General features: G+C 61.2%; 18 protein-coding genes. 6 read left to right on the top strand and 12 right to left on the bottom strand.

Annotated elements, in window-relative coordinates:
- The first annotated feature begins 91 nt into the window (after window positions 1-91).
- Together AC1RMX_RS06795 and AC1RMX_RS06790 are read left to right on the top strand one after the other, a co-directional pair.
- Window positions 92-826, top strand: coding sequence for an ArsR/SmtB family transcription factor (locus AC1RMX_RS06795; RefSeq protein WP_493071193.1), 735 nt, complete (start codon window positions 92-94; stop codon window positions 824-826).
- Window positions 827-952: 126 nt separating this feature from the next.
- Window positions 953-2,332: an MFS transporter gene (locus tag AC1RMX_RS06790; protein WP_493071191.1), complete on the top strand. Its 1,380-nt coding sequence runs from the start codon at window positions 953-955 to the stop codon at window positions 2,330-2,332.
- A 49-nt stretch (window positions 2,333-2,381) separates the two neighbouring features.
- Here the strand turns inward: AC1RMX_RS06790 and AC1RMX_RS06785 are convergent, their stop codons facing one another.
- From AC1RMX_RS06785 to AC1RMX_RS06775, 3 genes are all read right to left on the bottom strand, one after another.
- Entirely contained in the window at window positions 2,382-3,335 is a 954-nt protein-coding gene (locus AC1RMX_RS06785; RefSeq protein WP_011332312.1) for an adenosine deaminase, read from the bottom strand.
- A gap of 80 nt (window positions 3,336-3,415) precedes the next feature.
- Window positions 3,416-4,381 (bottom strand): 2-oxoglutarate and iron-dependent oxygenase domain-containing protein, encoded by a 966-nt coding sequence (locus AC1RMX_RS06780; RefSeq protein WP_493071189.1) that lies wholly within the window; start codon window positions 4,379-4,381, stop codon window positions 3,416-3,418.
- Window positions 4,382-4,457: 76 nt separating this feature from the next.
- A complete protein-coding gene (locus tag AC1RMX_RS06775; RefSeq protein WP_192559694.1) occupies window positions 4,458-5,531 on the bottom strand; it encodes a BMP family ABC transporter substrate-binding protein in 1,074 nt (357 codons plus the stop codon).
- A gap of 285 nt (window positions 5,532-5,816) precedes the next feature.
- On the opposite strand from AC1RMX_RS06775, the gene AC1RMX_RS06770 reads away from it, so the two are divergent.
- On the top strand, window positions 5,817-6,908 hold the full coding sequence (locus tag AC1RMX_RS06770; RefSeq protein ID WP_102622760.1) for a calcium:cation antiporter: 1,092 nt from the start codon (window positions 5,817-5,819) through the stop codon (window positions 6,906-6,908).
- Window positions 6,909-6,966: 58 nt separating this feature from the next.
- Here the strand turns inward: AC1RMX_RS06770 and AC1RMX_RS06765 are convergent, their stop codons facing one another.
- From AC1RMX_RS06765 to AC1RMX_RS06755, 3 genes are all read right to left on the bottom strand, one after another.
- On the bottom strand, window positions 6,967-8,325 hold the full coding sequence (locus AC1RMX_RS06765; protein ID WP_493071187.1) for an 8-oxoguanine deaminase: 1,359 nt from the start codon (window positions 8,323-8,325) through the stop codon (window positions 6,967-6,969).
- A gap of 183 nt (window positions 8,326-8,508) precedes the next feature.
- Window positions 8,509-9,195, bottom strand: a complete 687-nt coding sequence (locus AC1RMX_RS06760; RefSeq protein WP_493071615.1) for an SDR family oxidoreductase — start codon at window positions 9,193-9,195, stop codon at window positions 8,509-8,511.
- A 36-nt stretch (window positions 9,196-9,231) separates the two neighbouring features.
- The gene (locus tag AC1RMX_RS06755) at window positions 9,232-9,582 is read right to left on the bottom strand and encodes a MerR family transcriptional regulator (protein ID WP_064593282.1); all 351 of its coding nucleotides are present in this window, start codon (window positions 9,580-9,582) and stop codon (window positions 9,232-9,234) included.
- A gap of 83 nt (window positions 9,583-9,665) precedes the next feature.
- Between AC1RMX_RS06755 and AC1RMX_RS06750 the strand changes: the two genes are divergently transcribed.
- Window positions 9,666-10,082: a hypothetical protein gene (locus tag AC1RMX_RS06750; protein ID WP_493071613.1), complete on the top strand. Its 417-nt coding sequence runs from the start codon at window positions 9,666-9,668 to the stop codon at window positions 10,080-10,082.
- Here AC1RMX_RS06750 and AC1RMX_RS06745 read toward each other — a convergent pair.
- The 6 genes from AC1RMX_RS06745 to AC1RMX_RS06720 form a co-directional block, all read right to left on the bottom strand.
- Complete coding sequence (locus AC1RMX_RS06745) at window positions 10,079-11,005, bottom strand: ABC transporter permease (protein WP_096819685.1); 927 nt, start codon at window positions 11,003-11,005, stop codon at window positions 10,079-10,081. The genes AC1RMX_RS06750 and AC1RMX_RS06745 overlap by 4 nt on opposite strands.
- Window positions 11,005-12,111 (bottom strand): ABC transporter permease, encoded by a 1,107-nt coding sequence (locus AC1RMX_RS06740; RefSeq protein ID WP_096819684.1) that lies wholly within the window; start codon window positions 12,109-12,111, stop codon window positions 11,005-11,007. Before AC1RMX_RS06740 ends, AC1RMX_RS06745 begins: the two co-directional genes overlap by 1 nt.
- An 11-nt stretch (window positions 12,112-12,122) precedes the next feature.
- Complete coding sequence (locus AC1RMX_RS06735) at window positions 12,123-13,673, bottom strand: ABC transporter ATP-binding protein (protein WP_096819683.1); 1,551 nt, start codon at window positions 13,671-13,673, stop codon at window positions 12,123-12,125.
- Between the two features lie 537 nt (window positions 13,674-14,210).
- Window positions 14,211-14,792, bottom strand: coding sequence for an IMPACT family protein (locus AC1RMX_RS06730; protein WP_096819682.1), 582 nt, complete (start codon window positions 14,790-14,792; stop codon window positions 14,211-14,213).
- Window positions 14,793-14,799: 7 nt separating this feature from the next.
- A complete protein-coding gene (locus tag AC1RMX_RS06725; RefSeq protein WP_096819681.1) occupies window positions 14,800-15,450 on the bottom strand; it encodes a TetR/AcrR family transcriptional regulator in 651 nt (216 codons plus the stop codon).
- Between the two features lie 95 nt (window positions 15,451-15,545).
- Window positions 15,546-16,466 carry a LysR family transcriptional regulator gene (locus AC1RMX_RS06720; protein ID WP_192559700.1) on the bottom strand — a complete coding sequence of 307 codons (921 nt, stop codon included), beginning with the start codon at window positions 16,464-16,466 and terminating at the stop codon, window positions 15,546-15,548.
- Window positions 16,467-16,605: 139 nt separating this feature from the next.
- Between AC1RMX_RS06720 and aptA the strand changes: the two genes are divergently transcribed.
- Window positions 16,606-17,955, top strand: coding sequence for an omega-aminotransferase AptA (gene aptA / locus AC1RMX_RS06715; RefSeq protein ID WP_493071183.1), 1,350 nt, complete (start codon window positions 16,606-16,608; stop codon window positions 17,953-17,955).
- Between the two features lie 77 nt (window positions 17,956-18,032).
- Window positions 18,033-19,526, top strand: a complete 1,494-nt coding sequence (locus AC1RMX_RS06710) for a CoA-acylating methylmalonate-semialdehyde dehydrogenase (RefSeq protein WP_096819678.1) — start codon at window positions 18,033-18,035, stop codon at window positions 19,524-19,526.
- The last annotated feature ends 170 nt before the right edge of the window (window positions 19,527-19,696 follow it).

Raw genomic sequence — 19,696 nt, 5'->3', positions numbered from 1 at the left:
TCAAGGCGTTTTGCGCGGCTTGGCCGACGACTGATTACTGGTCAAGATGTCTCTGAGCAGTAGACGATACGATTCAACAGGGAGTGAATACATGGAACATGCACCTTGCATCAGCCAGATCGCCACGTTGCTGGCCGATCCCAAACGCAGCGCAATGATGTGGGCGTTGATGGATGGCTCGGCCCGGCAGACCGAGGAACTGGCTCTGTTGGCGGGGCTGTCGCCCTCGTCGGCCAGCGCGCATCTGGGGCGCTTGTCCACGGGCGGTCTGTTGAAGGTCGAGGCTCGCGGGCGCAAGCGCTTCTTTCGCCTGGCGGCTCCGGAAGTCGGCGCGGCCATCGAGGCCCTGGCCAGCGCCACGCTTGCCAGCGCGCCGCGGGAGGTTCCCGACGTGTTCAAGCGCGCCACACCCATCGCCAGACCACAGGCCGCGCCGTCTTCCCTGCTGCGTGCGCGTTTTTGCGACGATCATCTGGGCGGTACGCTGGCGGCCGACCTGTACCAGCGTCTGCTCGATGCCGGGTGGATCGAACAGCTTGAACATCGGGTGGTCGTCACCCACAAGGGCTCGACACAGTTGGCCAGTCGCGGGGTCTTCATCCAGGCGCTGGCTCATCGCAATGTTCAGGTGGCTTGCGCGTGCCCGGACTGGAGCGAGCGACGCCCGCACATGGGCGGTTCGCTGGGGGCGGCGTTGTTGCAGCTGTTCATGCAGTCCGGCTGGTTGATGCTGCCCAACGACTCCCGCGCCCTGCAACTGACGGCGGCGGGACAGCGAGAAATTCATCGATTCGCCCAGGAAACCGAGCTGGAAATGGCATTGTAGAGCGCTTCGCACCATTGTCCGGATGACTGGCGTCGCCTACGACTGCGAACAGGTCGCATCTGGCACAAAGGCTGAACGGCTATCGCGCACACTCGATCCGCAGACATTTCGGATGGAGGAGGTGGCATGGACACGGGAAACTTCAGCGCGGCAGATCGACTGGAACGCCTGCCGGTCAGCGGTTATCACCGGATCATATTCATCATCATCGCCCTGGCGTTTTTCTTCGACTCCATGGATCTGGCGATGATGACCTTCCTGCTCGGCTCGATCAAAACCGAATTCGGCCTGAGCAGCGCCGAAGCCGGGCTGCTCGCCAGTTCGAGTTTTTTCGGCATGGTGCTGGGCGCATCGCTGTCCGGATTGCTGGCTGATCGTTTCGGCCGTAAACCGGTGTTTCAGTGGAGCATCGTGTTGTGGGGTGTGGCCAGTTACCTGTGCTCTACGGCGCAAACGGTCGAGAGTCTGACCCTGTTCCGCATCCTGCTGGGGATCGGCATGGGCATGGAGTTTCCGATTGCCCAGTCGATGCTGTCGGAGCTGATACCGGCCCGGCGTCGCGGGCGCTACATCGCCTTGATGGACGGCTTCTGGCCGCTGGGCTTTGTTGCTGCCGGGGTGCTGTCGTATTTCCTGCTGCCGCTGATTGGCTGGCGCGACATCTTTCTGGTGTTGGCGGTGCCTGCGGTATTTGTATTGGCGATCCGCTTTTTTATTCCCGAGTCACCACGCTGGCTGGAACAGGCGGGCAAGCATGACGCGGCGGACAAGGTGCTGTGCGCCATTGAGGACCGGGTGCGGGCGTCGCTTGGCGGGGCTGCGTTGCCGGAGCCGGTTCGCCTGCCTCGGGTGATCACGCCTCCGGGCAACTTCCTGTCGGCCCTCGGCCAGATCTGGTCGCCGCTGTACCGCCAGCGCACGATGATGCTCTGGAGCCTGTGGTTCTTTGCATTGCTCGGGTTCTACGGACTGACGTCCTGGCTCAGCGCGTTGCTGCAACAGTCGGGGTTCGCGGTCACTCAGTCGGTGTATTACACGGTGCTGATCTCCCTGGGCGGGATTCCCGGGTTTCTGATGGCGGCGTGGCTGGTGGAGCGCTGGGGGCGTAAGCCAATGTGCATCGTCACGTTGCTGGGCGGCGGGGTGATGGCGTTTCTGTACGGCCAGAGTGCGGTGTTCGGCGGCAATGTCGGGCTGCTGATCGGCACGGGTCTGTTGATGCAGTTTTTCCTGTTCGGCATGTGGGCGGTGCTCTACACCTACACGCCCGAGTTGTACCCGACCTCGGCGCGGGCGACGGGCTCGGGTTTCGCCTCGGCCATCGGGCGCGTGGGATCGCTGCTCGGGCCGTTGGTCACCGGGCTGGTGTTCCCGATCACCGGGCAGGGCGGGGTGTTTGCGTTGGGGGCGTTGTGCTTTGCGATTGCGGCGGGGGTGGTGTGGCTGTTCGGGATGGAGACCCGGGGCAAGACGCTGGAAGAGTTGACTGAAGCGGTTGTGCGCTGAGACCTGAAAAGCCGTTCGAACACGGGCGTGTTCGAACGGCTTTGTGCTGTTACGGTTTTACCAACCGCGCATCCAGGCTGTTTTGTGCCAGGCGTTTGGCCTGATCCTGGGTCATGCCCAGATGTTCGTGCAAGGCATGGAAGTTTTCGGTGACATAACCCCCGAAGTACGCCGGGTCATCGGAGTTCACCGTGACCTTCACGCCGCGCTCGAGCATGTCGAGGATGTTGTGCTGGGACATGTGATCGAACACGCAGAGTTTGGTGTTCGACAGCGGGCACACGGTCAGCGGGATCTGCTCGTCGATGATCCGCTGCATCAGGCGCTCGTCTTCGATGGCGCGAACGCCATGGTCGATACGCTGGATTTTCAGCAGGTCGATGGCTTCCCAGATGTACTCCGGCGGGCCTTCTTCGCCGGCGTGGGCGACGGTCAGGAAGCCTTCGTGACGGGCACGGTCGAACACGCGCTGGAACTTGCTCGGCGGGTGACCCATCTCGGAACTGTCCAGACCTACCGCGACAAACGCATCACGGAACGGCAGTGCTTGGTCGAGGGTTTTCTGCGCTTCGTCTTCGCTCAGGTGGCGCAGGAAGCTCAGGATCAAACCGCTGGTGATGCCCAGTTGCTGCTCGCCATCCTTCAGCGCGGCGGCGATGCCGTTGAGCACCACTTCGAACGGGATGCCACGGTCGGTGTGGGTCTGCGGATCGAAGAACGGTTCGGTGTGGATCACGTTCTGTTCTTTGCAGCGCAGCAGGTAGGCCCAGGTCAGGTCGTAGAAATCCTGGGAAGTGCGCAGCACGTCGGCGCCCTGGTAATACAGGTCGAGGAATTCCTGCAGGTTGTTGAAGGCGTAAGCCTTGCGCAGGGTCTCGACGTCGCTCCACGGCAGGGCGATCTTGTTGCGTTCGGCCAGGGCGAACAGCAGCTCGGGCTCCAGCGAGCCTTCGAGGTGCAGGTGCAGTTCGGCCTTGGGCAGGGCGTTGAGCCAGTCGTACATATTCTTTTCTCATCAGGTGCAATGACGGCATTCTACAGATGCGCGCCGAAACAATTGGCAAAACCTGACCAACCGATCCATCACACCGCTTCCTGCTCTCGTCGGTAGGCGTAGGTATCGGCGAAGCGTGACAGCAGGAATTCGGCGCAGGTGGTGGTCGGATATTTCGCTGGATGTCGGTCGTCCTGGCAACCGGGCAGGCATTCGATGCGGGTGTCCGGATGCGGTTCGGCGAAGAACGGCATCGAATAGCGATCAACGCCTAACGGGCTGATCACCCGGTGCGGAGTCGAGCGATAACGGTCGTTGCTCCAGCGCGCCATCATGTCGCCGAGGTTGACCACGAACGTGCCGTCGATGGGCGGTGCGTCGATCCACTGGCCTTTTACGTTTCTCACCTGCAAGCCGCCGGCCGCGTCCTGATACAGCAGAGTGATACAGCCGTAATCGGTATGCGCACCGGCCCCCTGCTGTTCCGCGGAACTGGCGGTGTGACGCGGCGGGTAATGGATCATCCGCAGTACGCTGACCGGCTCGTTGAAGCGTGTGTCGAAGAAGTCGCGCTCGATGCACAGTGCCAGGGTCATGGCTCGCAGCAGGGTTTGTGCGAGGGCCTGCATGTCGAGGTAGTGCTGCTCCATCAGCGTTTCCCAACCGGCAATGGCCGGATGACGGTTGGGGCCGCGCAAGGGTTTTTCCGCCAGCACGTCGGGATGATCGGCCGGCAAGTGCAGGCCCATGTCGAAGGTTTCCTTCAGATCGCTGGGTTTGTCCGGGTCGAGCTGTTCAGTGGCGATGGCACCATAGCCGCGATGATGGGCGGTCTGGGTGATGTCGATCTTGAGTTTTTCCGCTGCCGGCAATGCGAAGAAGTGCCGGGCGTGGTCGAGCAGGGCGTCGATGCGCTGCGCTGAAATCGGATGCCCCTTGATGTAGAAGAAACCCCATTCGCGGCAGGCGTGGTCGATTTGTTCGGCGACGGCGGACCAGGCGTTCTGGTCGTCGGCGTAGAGCGGCGAGATGTCGATGATCGGAAGCTGGTTCATTTCGAATGCTCTTTATCGATTGTTCCCACGCGGACGGTTCGACGCCTCGACGTGGGAACGCTCAGGGTCAGGTGGATTACTTCGGCATCTCGGCCTTCATGCCTTCGACGTAGTAGTTCATCGACGCCAGTTCCACATTGGTCGCGCTCACACCCGCCGGGATTTTCTCGACCCCGGCCTGATCCTTGATCGGCCCGGTGAACGGTTGCAAGGTGCCGCTCTTGATGTCAGCGATGATCTGCTCGGCTTCGGCCTTCACCGGCGCCGGCACCAGATCGCTGATCGGCAGTTCGACCGTGCCTTCCTTCAACCCGCCCCAGTAGTCCTGGGATTTCCAGTTGTGATCGATCACGCTCTGGGTCGCCTGAATGTAGTGCGGTGCCCAGTCGTTGACGATCGAAGTCAGCACCGCTTTCGGGCCGAAGTGCGCCATGTCCGAAGCGTAGCCCACGGCATAGACGCCGCGCCGTTCGGCGGCCTGAATCGGTGCCGGGCTGTCGGTGTGCTGGAACACCACGTCCACGCCCTGATCGATCAGCGCATTGGCGGCGTCGGCCTCTTTACCCGGATCGAACCACGAATTGACCCACACCACTTTGATTTCGGTGCCGGGGTTGTACTTGTTCAGGGCTAGCTGGATGGCGTTGATATCGCGGATCACTTCCGGGATCGGGAACGAGGCGACATAGCCAATCTTCTTGGTCTTGGTCATCTTCGCCGCGAGGAAGCCACCGACGTAACGGCCCTCGTAGGTGCGCGCCAGATAGGTGCCGAGGTTCTTGTCCTGCTTGTAGCCGGTGGCGTGTTCGAAGGTCACCTTGGGAAACTGTTTGGCGACCTTCACTGTCGGGTTCATGTAGCCGAAAGAGGTGGTGAAGATCAGGTCGTAGTTGTCCTTGGCCATGTTGCGGATCACCCGTTCGGCATCGGCGCCTTCGGCGACGTTCTCCACGTAGTTGGTGGTGATCTGCGTGCCGAGTTTTTCCGCCAGCGCCTTGCGCCCCTGTTCATGCTGATACGTCCAGCCGTGGTCGCCGATGGGGCCGATGTAGACGAAGCCGACTTTCAGTGGGTCGGCGGCACTGGCGCTCAGGCTGAGGCCAAGGCCCATGGCGATACACAGCAGTGTTTGCAGTGGACGTTTTTGCATGAACGCGAACTCCCTTTTGTTGTGTGTGGGGAGGGCAATGCAAAAGGCTGACCAAACGGACAACAAATCGAGTCGAAATCGCGGCGAGGCCTTCGCGAGCAAGCTCGCTCCCACATGGGAGCACGATCACCCGTGGGAGCGTGCTTGCTCGCGATGAGGCCGCCAAGGCCAATAAAGTGCACCTGCCGAACCGGCTGCCATTCCGTGGTGCGCTAAGGTGTAACGAACCATTAGCGCCGCCCCGCAGTCAGTCACTCATTCGTCCCCAGCGCCCGCAGGCCCGCCATGCTCACGATCCTCAAGCAAGAAAGCTTTCTGCTGCTGGCCCTGATCGCTGCTCTCGTGGCGTATCCGCTGGAACACTGGTTGCTGCACAGTGGCCAGGTCGTCGCCTTGACCGGCGGGCTGGTGTTGATCGCGTTCATCGTCGCCGCCTCGATGCGCGTCGCCCATCAGGCCGAATTGCTCGCGGAAAAAGTCGGCGACCCGTACGGCACGATGATCCTGACCCTCGCCGCCGTGCTGGTGGAAGTGGTGATCCTGGCGATCATGATGAGCAACGAAGCCTCGCCGACCCTGGTGCGCGACACGATCTATTCGGCGGTCATGCTCGACATCAACGGCATCCTCGGTCTCGCCGCATTGATGGGCGGGATCAAGCATGGCGAGCAGTCCTACAACGATGATTCGGCCCGCAGTTACAGCGTGATGATTCTTACCGCCATGGGTGTGTCGATGGTGGTGCCGGAGTTCATTCCCGAGGCCGACTGGAAAATCTATTCGGCGTTCACCATCGGCGCGATGGTGGTGCTTTATACGTTGTTCCTGCGCATGCAGGTCGGCCCGCACAGCTACTTTTTCAGCTACAGCTACCCGGATAAACGCCGCAAGAAAGAGCCGGTGGAGCAGGAGCCGAAACCGGTCAGCCTGGCGCTGTCGATCGGCATTCTGGTGTTTGGTGTGGTGGTGATCGGCGCACTGGCCGAGGTGATGTCCAAGACCCTCGATCTGGGTCTGGAAGGGACGGGCGCACCGCCGGTGATCACGGCGATTCTGGTGGCGGCGATTTCGGCGGCGCCGGAGATCCTGACCGCGTTGCGCGCGGCGCTGGCCAATCGCATGCAGTCGGTGGTCAACATTGCGATGGGCGCGTCGTTGTCGACAGTGATCCTGACGGTGCCGGTGATGGAAGCGATGGCGCTCTACACCGGTCAGCCGTTTCAGATGGCGATGACCCCGGTGCAGACCGTGATGATCTTCATCACGCTGATCGTCAGCGCGATCAACCTCAATGACGGGGAGACGAATGCCATTGAGGGCATGACCCATTTTGTGTTGTTTGCGACGTTCATCATGTTGTCGCTGCTGGGGTTGTGATTGATCGTTCCCACGCGGACGGTTCGACGCCTCGACGTGGGAACGATCAGAAGGAGAATCAGGTGCCGGCGATCAACTGTCGAGCCGCCTGGCTGTGATCGGCAATCAGGCCTTTGAGATCCAGCCCTTCAACCTGCCCGTCAACCACGCGCCACTTGCCGCCGACCATCACGCGATCCGCGCGGTCCGCGCCGCACAACAGCAATGCCGAAATCGGGTCATGACTGCCGGAGAAGCGCAGTTCATCCAGCTTGAACAACGCCAGGTCCGCCTGCTTGCCAACCGCCAGTTCGCCGATGTCGGTACGACCCAACAGACTCGCCGAGCCCTTGGTCGCCCAACCCAGCACGCGTTTCGGGGTGATCTTCTCGGCGCCATAACGCAGGCGCTGGATGTACAGGGCCTGGCGGGCTTCGAGGATCATGTTCGACGCATCGTTGGACGCCGAGCCATCCACACCGAGACCGAACAGCGCGCCGGCATCGGTCAGGTCGATGCTCGGGCAGATGCCGGACGCCAGACGCATGTTCGAGCTCGGGCAATGGCAGATACCGGTGCCGGCTGCGCCGAGGCGGGCGATTTCGTCGGGGTTGAAGTGGATGCCGTGGGCCAGCCACGTGCGCGGGCCGAGCCAGCCGACGCTGTCCAGATAATCCACGGTGCGCAGGCCGAAGCGTTGCAGGCAGAAATCCTCTTCGTCGAGAGTTTCGGCGAGGTGAGTGTGCAGGCGCACATCGAGTTTGTTTGCCAGCTCGGCGCTGGCGGACATGATTTCCGGGGTCACCGAGAACGGCGAGCACGGCGCCAGGGCGATCTGGATTTGCGCACCGTCGCCACGTTCGTGGTACTCGTGAATCAGGCGCTGGCTGTCGTCGAGAATCACCTGGCCTTCCTGCACGGTCTGCTGCGGAGGCAGGCCGCCGTCCTTCTCGCCGAGGCTCATCGAACCACGGGTGAGCATGGCGCGCATGCCCAGTTCGCGCACGGTTTCGACTTGCACGTCGATGGCGTTTTCCAGGCCATCCGGGAACAGGTAATGGTGGTCGGCAGCGGTGGTGCAACCCGACAACAGCAACTCGGCCAGCGCGACCTTGGTGGCGAGGGCGAGTTTTTCAGGCGTCAGGCGTGCCCAGACCGGGTACAGAGTTTTCAGCCACGGGAACAACGGCTGATTGACCACCGGCGCCCAGGCGCGGGTCAGGGTTTGATAGAAGTGGTGATGGGTGTTGATCAGGCCCGGAAGGATCACGTGCTCACGGGCGTCGAACACTTCATTGTACGGTGTCGACGGTTGCTGGCCGGCGTCGAGCACTTCGGTGATCACACCGTCCTGCAGCACCAGACCGCCACGGGCATCGAGACCGTTGGCCGTGAAAATGGCGAGGGGATTTTTTAACCAGATACGGGTCGCAGGCATTGTGGCCGGCTCCTCTGAAAGTTGGGTTCAGGGTTGCCAGCTCAGTGTTGCCCTGTCTGCTGATCCAGGGTCGCCGCGAAGGACGAGGTGCGGAGTTTCGAACAAAATGTTGCGACGGGCAAGCCCAACCCGACCAGACACCGGGATAATCCTGTGGGAGTGAGCCCCCACAGGGTCCAGTGTTTACCAGGGAATGGTTTCACCCTTGTAGTTCACAAAGTGATGGCCGCCCTTGCCGGCAAACGCGTCCACCTGATCCACCAGGCCGCGGGTGCTGGTGTCGACGTCAATGTCGGCGCCTTCGCCGCCCATGTCGGTTTTCACCCAGCCCGGATGCAGCGACAGCACAGTCAGTTTCTGATCGCCCAACTGAGTGACGAAGCTGTTGGTCATCGAGTTCAGCGCCGCTTTGCTGGCCTTGTACAGCGCCAGTTCCGGCGCGTCGGGCATGGTCACGCTGCCGAGCACCGAACTCATGAACGCCAGCACGCCGCTGCCGTCGCGAATCTGCCCGACAAAACGCTGGGCCAGGTTGATCGGCGCCACGGCGTTGGTGAAGAACAACTGACCGACTTCCGCCAGCGTCGCGCCGCCTGGCGTCTGCACTTCAGGGCCTTTGACCCCGGCATTGACGAACAGCAGGTCGAAGGTCTCGCCCTTGAGTTGCTGGCTCAGGGCTATCACCGCTTGCTGGTCGTCCATGTCGAGTTTTTCGACTTGCACGTTGCCCAGTGCTTTCAGCGCCTCGGCGTTCGAAGGATTGCGAACGGTGGCGGTGACTTGCCAGCCGTCGGCCAGCAGGGTTTTCACCAGGCCCAGACCCAGGCCCCGGGAGGCGCCGATGATCAGTGCGTGCTTGGCAGGATTCAGTGCGGACATGATTGGCTTTCCTTGAAAGTTGAAAGATCACGGGTTCAATGGACAACGTTGACCGAGCCGATGCTGCAATTCCTGGCGCAGCTCACCGAGTTCAGCCATGCGGGTTTCGACCAGCTTGAGTTTGTCTTGCAGCAGTTGCGTGACGGTGGTGTCGGGGTTTGGCGATTGCCACAACGCGCCAACGCTGCTGCCGATCTCGCCAAGGGTAAAGCCCAGACGCTGCGCCGTTTTGATGTAGAGCACCAGTTGCACCATTTCCGGCGGATAGTCGCGATAACCGTTGGCGCTGCGTTGCGCCGCGATCAATCCGCGTTCCTCGTAAAATCGCAGCGTGTCACGGCTGACATCGCAGGCCTGGGCCAGCTCACCGATGCGCATCAAAGACATCTCGAAAGTGTTTGACCCTGGAGCATACTCCAGGCTTTACCGTGATTGCTCCCTGAATTTTCGGAGCAAGGATGATGTGGACTTCAACGCAGTATCGACAGTTGGTGCGCGGCAGTGCCTGGTATGACTTGATCGTGACAGTGGCGTTTGTCACGCCATGGAGTTTTGCTGTGTTGCATGGGGTGTTGACGGCGTTGAGTCAGGCGCTGGAATTGCCCGGTGAGTTGCCGGCGTTCGAACCTGCGCATCTGTTGATGGCGAATCTGTTCGGTTCGGTGGTGTGCATGTGGTCGGTGCTGCGGATTCGTGATCCGCAGCCGGTTTATGGGCGCTATGACGCGGTGACGCGATTTCTGTTCGCGGCGTGGATGACGTATGCCCTGGCCCACGGCGCCAGTTCGTTGGTGGTGGGTTTCCTGGTTCTCGAAGTGGCGTGGGGCATTGCTCAGGCGTTGCCTGTTCGGTCGCTGTCGCGGGCCGTCACGGCTTAATGTCCGGCCTGCCACGGCTGTCCCAGTGATACCGGCGCGTACAACCGTGTACGCACCGCATCCCGCGACAACAACACCAGCACCAGAATGGTTGCGACATACGGCAGCATCGCCAGCAAGCTTGAAGGAATCGCCAGCCCCAACCCCTGCGCCACCAGGTGCAGGATGCTGGCGAGTCCGAACAGATACGCCCCGAGCAACAGTCGCCACACCCGCCAACTGGCGAACACCACCAGCGCGAGCGCGATCCAGCCACGCCCGGCCGTCATGTTTTCCGCCCACATCGGCGTGTACGCCAGCGACAGATAAGCCCCGGCCAGTCCGGCCATCGCCCCGCCGAACAACACCGCCAGTGTGCGCACGGTCAGCACCGGCAAGCCCATGGCACTGGCCGCATCAGGATTCTCGCCGACCGCTTGAATGATCAGTCCGACACGGCTTTTCACGATCACCCAGGCCACCAGCGCAAACAGCGCAAACGACAGGTACACCAGCAGATCCTGGGCAAACAGCATGCGGCCGATCAGCGGGATTTCACTCAGGTAGGGAATCGCCAGCGGCTCGAAACCGGCCAGCGGTTTGCCAACCCACGCAGCGCCGACAAAGGTCGACAGGCCCACACCAAAAATCGTCAGCGCCAGCCCGGTCGCCACCTGATTGGCGTTGAACACCAGCGCCACCAGGGCAAACAGCGACGACAACAGCATCCCGGCAAGCATCGCCAACACCACGCCCAGCCACAGGTTGCCGCTGTTGAACGCGACGATGAAACCGATCACCGCACCAAACAGCATCATCCCTTCCTGCCCGAGGTTGAGCACGCCGCTCTTTTCGCAGATCAGTTCACCCAGCGCCACCAGCAGCAGTGGCGTACCGCAACGCACCATGGCGTAGAAAACATTGCTCAGCAGATCGATGTCCATCACAGCGCTCCGGCGGTTACGGCGGTGGTTGAAGTGCGTCGGGCCCAGCGCAGGTTCAGACGGGGTCGGTAGAGGATCAGCACGTCACAGGCCAGCAGGAAAAACAGCATCATTCCCTGGAACAACTGGGTGATCGCCTGCGGCAGGTTCAGCGTCATCTGCGCGCTCTCGCCACCGATGTACAGCAGCGCCATCAACAGGCTGGAAAACAGAATGCCGATGGGATTGAGCCTGCCGAGAAACGCCACGGTGATCGCCGCATAGCCGTAGCCCGGCGAGACCTGCGGCACCAGTTGCCCAATCGGCCCGGTGACTTCGCAGACCCCGGCAAGTCCCGCCAATCCTCCGCTGATCAGCAGTGCGAGCCAGATCAGACGCTTCTCGCGAAACCCGGCGAACCCCGCCGCGCGTTTATCCAGCCCGAGCACTTTGATCTGGAAGCCGACGAAGCTTTTCTGCAACAACACCCACACCGCCACCAGCGCGAGCAGGGCGAAATACACCCCGGCGTGAACCCGACCATCCTCCATCAACAACGGCAGGCGGCTGGCGTCGCCGAACATCGCCGACTCGGGAAAGTTGTACCCGGCCGGGTCCTTCAACGGTCCGTGGACGCAGAACAGCAGCAGGTTCAGCGCAATGTAATTGAGCATGATACTGGTGAGGATTTCGTTGGCGTTGAAGCGCGTGCGCAACCAGGCGGTTAGCCCGGCCCACGCGGCGCCGGCGAATGTGCCGGTGAGCAGGATCAGCACCAAGGCCCAACGGCTCTGCATATCGATGATGTTCACCGCCAGCGCACTGCCGGCCAACGCACCGAGCAACAATTGACCTTCGGCGCCGATGTTCCAGATTCGCGCCTGATAGGCCACCGCCAGACCGAGGGCACAGAGCAGGATCGGCAACGCCTTGACCAATAATTCGGAGACGCCATACAAGTCGCTGACCGGCGCGATCAGCAAGGTGTGCAAGGTTTGCAGCGGATCATGACCGAGGGCGATGAACAGCAGCGAGCCACAACCGAGGGTCAGCACCGCCGCCAACAGCGGCGAGCACCACAGCATCAGGCGCGATTGCCGGCCACGGGGTTCGAGGGAAAGCAGCATGGGAAACTCCGTTAAACCGTGGCGGGTTGTGGTTGAGGGCTGTGGAACTGGCCGGCCATCCAGCCACCGACATCGCTGATTCGGGTTTGCACCGTGTCTTGCAGCGCCGACATCCGCCCGCCGCAGAGCGCGCCGAGGCGGTCGCTGATCTGGAACAGTTCGTCGAGGTCTTCGGAAATCACCAGGATCGCCGCGCCGGCGTCGCGCAGGGCGATCAGGGCGCGATGGATCACGGCCGCCGCGCCGACGTCCACGCCCCAGGTCGGGTGCGCCGCGATCAGCAGTTTCGGTTGCTGAAGAATTTCCCGACCGAGGATGAATTTCTGCAGGTTGCCGCCGGACAGGCTGCGGGCGCTGGTTTGGGTGTCCGGGGTTTTCACGCCGAAGCGCTGGATGATCAACTCGGCGAGGGATTCGACTTTGTTGCGCTCGATCAACCCGTGGCTGACCAGTCCTTGTTGAAAGGCTGTGAGCAGGGCGTTGTCCGCCAGGCTCAACTCCGGGACCGCGCCGTGCCCGAGGCGTTCGGCGGGGACGAAAGCCAGGCCGAGTTTGCGTCGCGCCTCCGGACGTAGATCGGCGACGGCGCGTTCTCGGAAACAGATGGTTTGCGCTGCATCGCGGGGCAGGATTTGCTCGCCGCTCAGCAGTGCCAGCAATTCATCCTGACCGTTGCCCGCCACACCGGCGATGCCGACGATTTCACCGCTGCGTACTTGCAAGTCGATGTCGATCAACGAACAGCCGAACGGATCGGGGTTGTGCCAGTTCAATCCGCTGACCTGCAAAAATGTCGCGCCGCCACTGGCTTTCGGATACTCGCTGATCAATGCCGCCGACTCGCCGACCATCAGTTGCGCCAACTCTCGGTCGGAACATTCGGCCGGTACGCATTGCCCGGCCACCCGGCCGCCGCGCAGAACCGTGGCGCTGTGGCACAAGGCACGCACCTCGCCGAGCTTGTGGCTGATGAACAGAATGCTGCAGCCCTCGGCCGCGAGCCGACGCAGGGTGATGAACAGTTCCTCGGCCTCCTGCGGCGTGAGCACCGAGGTGGGTTCGTCGAGAATCAGTAGGCGAATGTCCTGCATCAGGCAACGGACGATCTCCACTCGCTGGCGCTCGCCGATCGACAGACTGTGGACAAGTCGCTCCGGTTCCAGCGCCATGCCATAACGGCGGGACACCTCACGGATTTTCGGTTCAAGCTGTTTCGGCGTCCCGGCCGCCGGGCCCATTGCCAGCGCAATGTTCTGCGCCACGGTCAGGGTTTCGAACAGGGAGAAATGCTGGAACACCATGCCGATGCCCAACTGCCGGGCCTGGGCCGGGTTGCGCATGTTCACCGGTTGCCCTTGCCAGAGCATTTCACCCGAGTCGGCCTGGGTGACGCCGTAGATGATCTTCATCAGCGTGCTTTTACCCGCGCCGTTTTCACCCAGCAGGGCGTGGATTTCACCGGGGGCGATGCTCAGATCGATGGCATCGTTGGCCAGACAACCGGGATAACGTTTGCTGATGCGGCGCAGTTGCAGGCGCGGGGTGGGCGTGGCGTTGGGCATGACAGGCTCGGCTTGCTTGGAGTTGTGCCTGTGGATAAAGCAATTTCCTGGCCATTGAGTCAGGAACCCGTCAGGCCCTTGCCCGGCGACCCTTTGCGTAGAGCATCGAATGCAAAATTGCCCGGATGGGCAGCACCAATTGAGCGCAAAGCCGTTGATCAGGCTCCAGTTTTGTTCGTGAAAATCTGGTTAAAAAACGAGCAATCCCGCCGGAGCCAAGCAGCACCTGCGGCTAAGGGAGTCATGAACGGGTTATCCACAGGTTGCTCCACAGTATTTGTGCGCAATCGGAAAACCTTGGCATAAGCGCATCGGTGCTATCTCCCAATGGCGATAAACAGATCTAACTGATTGTTTTTGCTTGGAATTAAACTTTTTTCACGTGGTTTGGGCGAAAAGTGAACAAAACGCGCAAAGCCACGTGACAGAAGGGTTACAGCGGTGTGTGCTCAGGTTATCCACAGTCGGGTGCACAGCTGATGTGGGCAACTCGGTGGAATAAGCGAATCGTGTCGTGCCCCGAAATATTGCAGGTGTTCAGCGCTGGAGCAGGATGCGTCCACGGCTGAGATCGGCCAGTTGGTTTTGCAGCAACGGGATCTGCGCTTCCCCCACTGCCAACTGTAATTCGACGCCGTTGGCGGTGAAGTTTTCCTCCACCACCAGACCGCCGAGATCCGCCACTCGCAATTTCACCAGCGCCAGCTCGGAAAACCCGCAGGCACAACGCAGGGGCACACGGCTGATCAGTTCGACTTTCGCGGCGGCTTGCAGGCACTTGTTGGCCCCGCCGCCATAGGCCCGGGCCAATCCGCCGGTGCCCAGTTGAATGCCGCCGTACCAGCGGATCACCAGTACTGCGACCTGATCGCAATCCTGCGCTTCGATGGCCGCGAGAATCGGCCGTCCGGCCGTGCCGCCCGGTTCGCCGTCGTCGTTGCTACGGTACTGATCACCGAGTTTCCATGCCCAGCAATTGTGCGACGCGTTCAAGTCGCTGTGCTGCTCGATGAAGGTTTGCGCGTCGGCAGGGCTGCCGATCGGTGCGGCGAAGGTGATGAAACGGCTTTTGCGAATCTCTTCGCGGAATTCGCAAAAGTCGCTGAGGGTGAAAGGCATAAACGTCTTATAGAGAAGGAGTGAGGCCGCAGCCTTTGAGAATGATGCGGATCAGGTTGGTGCCAGCGTCGTCCATGTCCTGTTTGGTCAATTTGCTGCGACCGCTCACTCGGCAGATCTGTGTGGCGAAGTCGGCGTAATGCTGCGTGCTGCCCCACAACAGGAAAATCAGGTGCACCGGATCCACCGGGTCCATCTTGCCGGCATCGATCCACGCCTGGAACACCGCGGCCCGGCCCTGGAACCAGGCGCGGTAGTCCTGGTTGAAATACTCGGTCAGGCATTCACCGCCGCTGATCACTTCCATCGCAAAGATCCGCGACGCTTGCGGCTGACGGCGGGAAAACTCCATTTTCGCGCGAATGTAGCGGGTCAGGGCTTCGGCCGGATCGTCCTCGGCGGTCAGGGTGTTGAAGGTGCTGTCCCACAGCTCGAGGATGTTGCTCAGCACCGCCACGTACAACCCGAGCTTGTTGGTGAAGTAGTAATGCAGATTCGCCTTGGGTAACCCGGCCTTGGTGGCGATGGTGTTCATGCTGGTGCCTTTGAATCCGTGACGGGCGAACTCGTCTTCGGCGGCTTTGATGATGGTCTCTTCGTTCTTCTGACGAATGCGGCTGGCAGGTTTGCCGCCGTGAGCGGGGACTTCAAAGGTCATAGGCACTTCCGGGTTTGTCTGTGGGGTGCAACCAGTTGCGTTGATAGCGCAACCATCGGCCTGCGACAAGCCCCGGGCGAATAAAACCCCGGTCGTCAGCGCGTGGCTGCGAGGCTTTCGAGAAAACTTTCCAGCACCAGATGCGGACGCCGGCCTTTGCGGGTGACCGAGGCGAGGCTCAAATCATAGAAACGCGTGTTGGCCTTGAGCGCGCGCAGCCGCCCCTGTTGCACCCAGAGGCTGGCGTAATGATCCGGCAGATAGCCGATGTAACGCCCGGTCAGAATCAGGAATGCCATGCCCTCCCGGTCGGAAGCGCTGGCCGTGCAATTGAGGGCCTGATAGTGCGCCTGGATCTCCGCCGGCAAACGGAAAGTCGGGGCGATGGCGTCCTGGCTGTTCAGGCGTTCGTCGTCCAGTTGCTTGTCATCGACATAAAACAACGGATGGCCGACCGCGCAATAAAGCAGCGAGCGTTCGCTGTACAGCGGCTGATATTCCAATCCCGACAGCGCACTGGCCTGCGGCACCACGCCGACGTGCAGGCGGCCGTCGAGCACGCCTTGTTCGACTTCGTTGGGTGCGATCATGCGGATCTGGATCTGCACGTCCGGCCCGCGCTCTTTCAACTGCGCGAGCGCGTGGGTGATGCGCATGTGGGGCAGGGTGACGAGGTTGTCGGTCAGACCGATGATCAGCTCGCCGCGCAAGTGCTGGTGCAGGCCGTTGACCTCGGTGCGGAAACTTTCCAGCGCACTTAAAAGCTGCAGCGCCGATTGATAGACCTCGCGACCTTCTTCGGTCAGGGAGAAACCGGCGCGGCCGCGTTGGCACAGACGCAGGCCCAGGCGTTGTTCGAGATCGCTCATTTGCTGGCTGATCGCCGAGCGACCGATGCCGAGCACGGTTTCCGCTGCGGAGAAGCCGCCGCACTCGACCACACTGCGAAAAATCCGTAGCAGGCGAATGTCAAAGTCACTGACCTGGGCCAGTGGATCGGGGCGGCGGCTGCTCATGTTGTTGTTCTCATTGTTTAGCAGTGTTCTAACTGAAGGTTAGAAAAGTTGGATTTCACCGACTTTATCCCCGTGGCAATTTAGCTGCAACAACGCTTTCTATCTCCCTGAAGCTTATTGCCCTGCGAGGTTTTGCCCGATGAACATGCCTGAAAACGCGTCGTCGCCACTGGCCAGCCAACTCAAGCTGGACGCGCACTGGATGCCGTACACCGCCAACCGCAACTTCCAGCGCGACCCGCGTCTGATCGTCGGTGCCGAAGGCAGCTGGCTGATCGACGACAAGGGCCGCAAGGTGTACGACTCGCTGTCCGGTCTGTGGACCTGCGGCGCCGGGCATACCCGCAAGGAAATCCAGGAAGCGGTGGCCAAACAGTTGGGCACCCTCGATTACTCGCCGGGCTTCCAGTACGGTCACCCGCTGTCGTTCCAGCTGGCCGAGAAAATCACCGAGCTGACTCCGGGCAACCTGAATCACGTGTTCTTCACTGACTCCGGTTCCGAGTGCGCCGATACCGCGGTGAAAATGGTCCGCGCCTACTGGCGCCTGAAAGGCCAGTCGACCAAGACCAAAATGATCGGCCGCGCCCGTGGCTACCACGGTGTGAACATCGCCGGCACCAGCCTCGGCGGCGTCAACGGTAACCGCAAGCTGTTCGGTCAGGCGATGATGGATGTCGATCACTTGCCGCACACTTTGCTGGCGAGCAATGCCTTCTCCCGTGGCATGCCGGAGCAGGGTGGTATCGCCCTGGCCGATGAGCTGCTGAAGCTGATCGAACTGCACGATGCTTCGAACATTGCTGCGGTGTTCGTTGAGCCGCTGGCCGGTTCGGCTGGCGTGCTGGTTCCACCACAGGGCTACCTCAAGCGCCTGCGCGAGATCTGCGATCAGCACAACATCCTGCTGGTGTTCGACGAAGTGATCACCGGTTTCGGCCGTACCGGCAACATGTTCGGTGCCGATACCTTTGGCGTGACCCCGGACCTGATGTGCATCGCCAAGCAAGTCACCAACGGCGCGATCCCGATGGGCGCGGTGATTGCCAGCTCCGAGATCTACCAGACCTTCATGAACCAGCCGACCCCGGAATACGCCGTGGAATTCCCGCACGGCTATACCTATTCCGCGCACCCGGTGGCTTGCGCCGCTGGCCTGGCGGCACTCGACCTGCTGCAAAAGGAAAACCTGGTGCAGAGCGTGGCTGAAGTTGCACCGCATTTCGAAAATGCCCTGCATGGTCTGAAAGGTGCGAAGAACGTCATCGACATCCGCAACTACGGCCTGGCCGGCGCGATTCAGATCGCGGGCCGTGACGGCGACGCTATCGTGCGTCCGTTCGAAGCCGGTATGGCGTTGTGGAAAGCCGGGTTCTACGTGCGCTTCGGCGGCGACACCCTGCAGTTCGGCCCTACCTTCAACAGCAAACCGCAAGACCTTGATCGTCTGTTCGACGCGGTCGGCGAAGTGCTGAACAAGCTCGACTGATTTTTCCTTCTATATAGATACGCCAATAGCAGGCGCCCCTCGCGGGCGTCTGCGCACAAGAATTCAGGAGTTCCCCGATGAGCGTTATCCCGCATTTGATCAATGGCGAACTGGTGACCGAGAACGGTCGCGCAGTTGATGTGTTCAACCCTTCCACCGGTCAGGCTATCCACAAGCTGCCGCTGGCCAGCCGCGAAACCATCCAGCACGCCATCGATGCCGCCAAGGCTGCGTTCCCGGCCTGGCGCAACACGCCACCGGCCAAACGCGCCCAGGTGATGTTCCGCTTCAAGCAGCTGCTGGAGCAGAACGAAGCGCGCATCTCGCAATTGATCAGTGAAGAACATGGCAAGACGCTGGAAGATGCTGCCGGTGAGCTGAAGCGTGGTATCGAGAACGTCGAGTTCGCCTGCGCAGCGCCGGAAATTCTCAAGGGCGAGTACAGCCGCAACGTCGGCCCAAACATTGATGCCTGGTCTGACTTCCAGCCGCTGGGCGTGGTGGCCGGCATCACGCCGTTCAACTTCCCGGCGATGGTGCCGCTGTGGATGTATCCGTTGGCGATCGTTTGCGGTAACTGCTTCATCCTCAAGCCGTCCGAGCGTGATCCAAGCTCGACCCTGCTGATCGCTCAACTGCTGCTGGAAGCCGGCCTGCCGAAAGGCGTGCTGAGTGTCGTGCATGGTGACAAGACTGCGGTGGACGCGCTGATCGAAGCGCCGGAAGTCAAAGCGCTGAGCTTCGTGGGTTCGACGCCGATTGCCGAATACATCTATTCCGAAGGCACCAAGCGCGGCAAACGCGTGCAGGCTCTGGGCGGCGCGAAGAACCACGCGGTGCTGATGCCGGATGCGGATCTGGACAACGCGGTCAGCGCACTGATGGGCGCGGCTTACGGTTCCTGCGGCGAGCGCTGCATGGCGATCTCGGTAGCCGTGTGTGTGGGCGATCAGGTCGCGGACGCACTGGTGGCCAAACTGGTTCCACAGATCAAGGCGCTGAAAATCGGTGCCGGTACTTCGTGTGGTCTGGACATGGGGCCGCTGGTCACCGGTCAGGCGCGCGACAAGGTCAGCGGTTATGTCGAAGACGGCGTGGCGGCGGGCGCGACCCTGGTGGTCGATGGTCGTGGCCTGAGCGTGCCAGGTCATGAGGAAGGCTTCTTCCTAGGTGGCTGCCTGTTCGACAACGTCACCCCTGAGATGCGCATCTATAAAGAAGAGATCTTCGGGCCGGTGCTGTGCGTCGTTCGGGTGAATAGCCTGGAAGAGGCAATGCAACTGATCAACGATCACGAATACGGCAACGGCACCTGCATCTTCACCCGTGACGGTGAAGCGGCGCGTCTGTTCTGCGACGAGATTGAAGTCGGCATGGTCGGTGTCAACGTACCGCTGCCAGTGCCGGTGGCTTACCACAGCTTCGGTGGCTGGAAGCGTTCGCTGTTCGGCGACCTGCATGCCTATGGTCCGGATGGCGTGCGCTTCTACACGCGTCGCAAGGCGATCACCCAGCGCTGGCCGCAGCGTGCGAGCCATGAGGCTTCGCAATTCGCTTTCCCTAGCTTGTAAGTAGAAGGGCAGTGCAAAGAAGGCCGACCTTTTAAGGTCGGCCTTTGCGTTTCAGGGCTTTTTTGACCGATATGACAGATTTATGAAAATAGAGGTTGACGGCAGATTCTGGAGGCCTATAATTCGCCCCACTTCCGGCGCAGTCGAAACGGAAAACTCCTTGAAACTCA

The organism is Pseudomonas sp. GW822-FHT03F04, assembly GCF_058801405.1.
The sequence above is the reverse complement of the archived record's forward strand: the minus strand, read 5'-3'. Positions and strand labels throughout refer to the sequence as shown.

Excerpts from the sequence above, each read along its gene's own strand:
- AC1RMX_RS06735 (WP_096819683.1), bottom strand. The coding sequence starts at position 13,673 with ATGCCCAACGCCACGCCCACCCCGCGCCTGCAACTGCGCCGCATCAGC.
- AC1RMX_RS06750 (WP_493071613.1), top strand. The coding sequence starts at position 9,666 with ATGTGGACTTCAACGCAGTATCGACAGTTGGTGCGCGGCAGTGCCTGG.
- AC1RMX_RS06795 (WP_493071193.1), top strand. The coding sequence starts at position 92 with ATGGAACATGCACCTTGCATCAGCCAGATCGCCACGTTGCTGGCCGAT.
- AC1RMX_RS06740 (WP_096819684.1), bottom strand. The coding sequence starts at position 12,111 with ATGCTGCTTTCCCTCGAACCCCGTGGCCGGCAATCGCGCCTGATGCTG.
- AC1RMX_RS06755 (WP_064593282.1), bottom strand. The coding sequence starts at position 9,582 with ATGCGCATCGGTGAGCTGGCCCAGGCCTGCGATGTCAGCCGTGACACG.
- AC1RMX_RS06710 (WP_096819678.1), top strand. The coding sequence starts at position 18,033 with ATGAGCGTTATCCCGCATTTGATCAATGGCGAACTGGTGACCGAGAAC.
- AC1RMX_RS06770 (WP_102622760.1), top strand. The coding sequence starts at position 5,817 with ATGCTCACGATCCTCAAGCAAGAAAGCTTTCTGCTGCTGGCCCTGATC.
- AC1RMX_RS06790 (WP_493071191.1), top strand. The coding sequence starts at position 953 with ATGGACACGGGAAACTTCAGCGCGGCAGATCGACTGGAACGCCTGCCG.
- aptA (WP_493071183.1), top strand. The coding sequence starts at position 16,606 with ATGAACATGCCTGAAAACGCGTCGTCGCCACTGGCCAGCCAACTCAAG.
- AC1RMX_RS06775 (WP_192559694.1), bottom strand. The coding sequence starts at position 5,531 with ATGCAAAAACGTCCACTGCAAACACTGCTGTGTATCGCCATGGGCCTT.
- AC1RMX_RS06730 (WP_096819682.1), bottom strand. The coding sequence starts at position 14,792 with ATGCCTTTCACCCTCAGCGACTTTTGCGAATTCCGCGAAGAGATTCGC.
- AC1RMX_RS06765 (WP_493071187.1), bottom strand. The coding sequence starts at position 8,325 with ATGCCTGCGACCCGTATCTGGTTAAAAAATCCCCTCGCCATTTTCACG.
- AC1RMX_RS06720 (WP_192559700.1), bottom strand. The coding sequence starts at position 16,466 with ATGAGCAGCCGCCGCCCCGATCCACTGGCCCAGGTCAGTGACTTTGAC.
- AC1RMX_RS06745 (WP_096819685.1), bottom strand. The coding sequence starts at position 11,005 with ATGGACATCGATCTGCTGAGCAATGTTTTCTACGCCATGGTGCGTTGC.
- AC1RMX_RS06780 (WP_493071189.1), bottom strand. The coding sequence starts at position 4,381 with ATGAACCAGCTTCCGATCATCGACATCTCGCCGCTCTACGCCGACGAC.
- AC1RMX_RS06785 (WP_011332312.1), bottom strand. The coding sequence starts at position 3,335 with ATGTACGACTGGCTCAACGCCCTGCCCAAGGCCGAACTGCACCTGCAC.
- AC1RMX_RS06725 (WP_096819681.1), bottom strand. The coding sequence starts at position 15,450 with ATGACCTTTGAAGTCCCCGCTCACGGCGGCAAACCTGCCAGCCGCATT.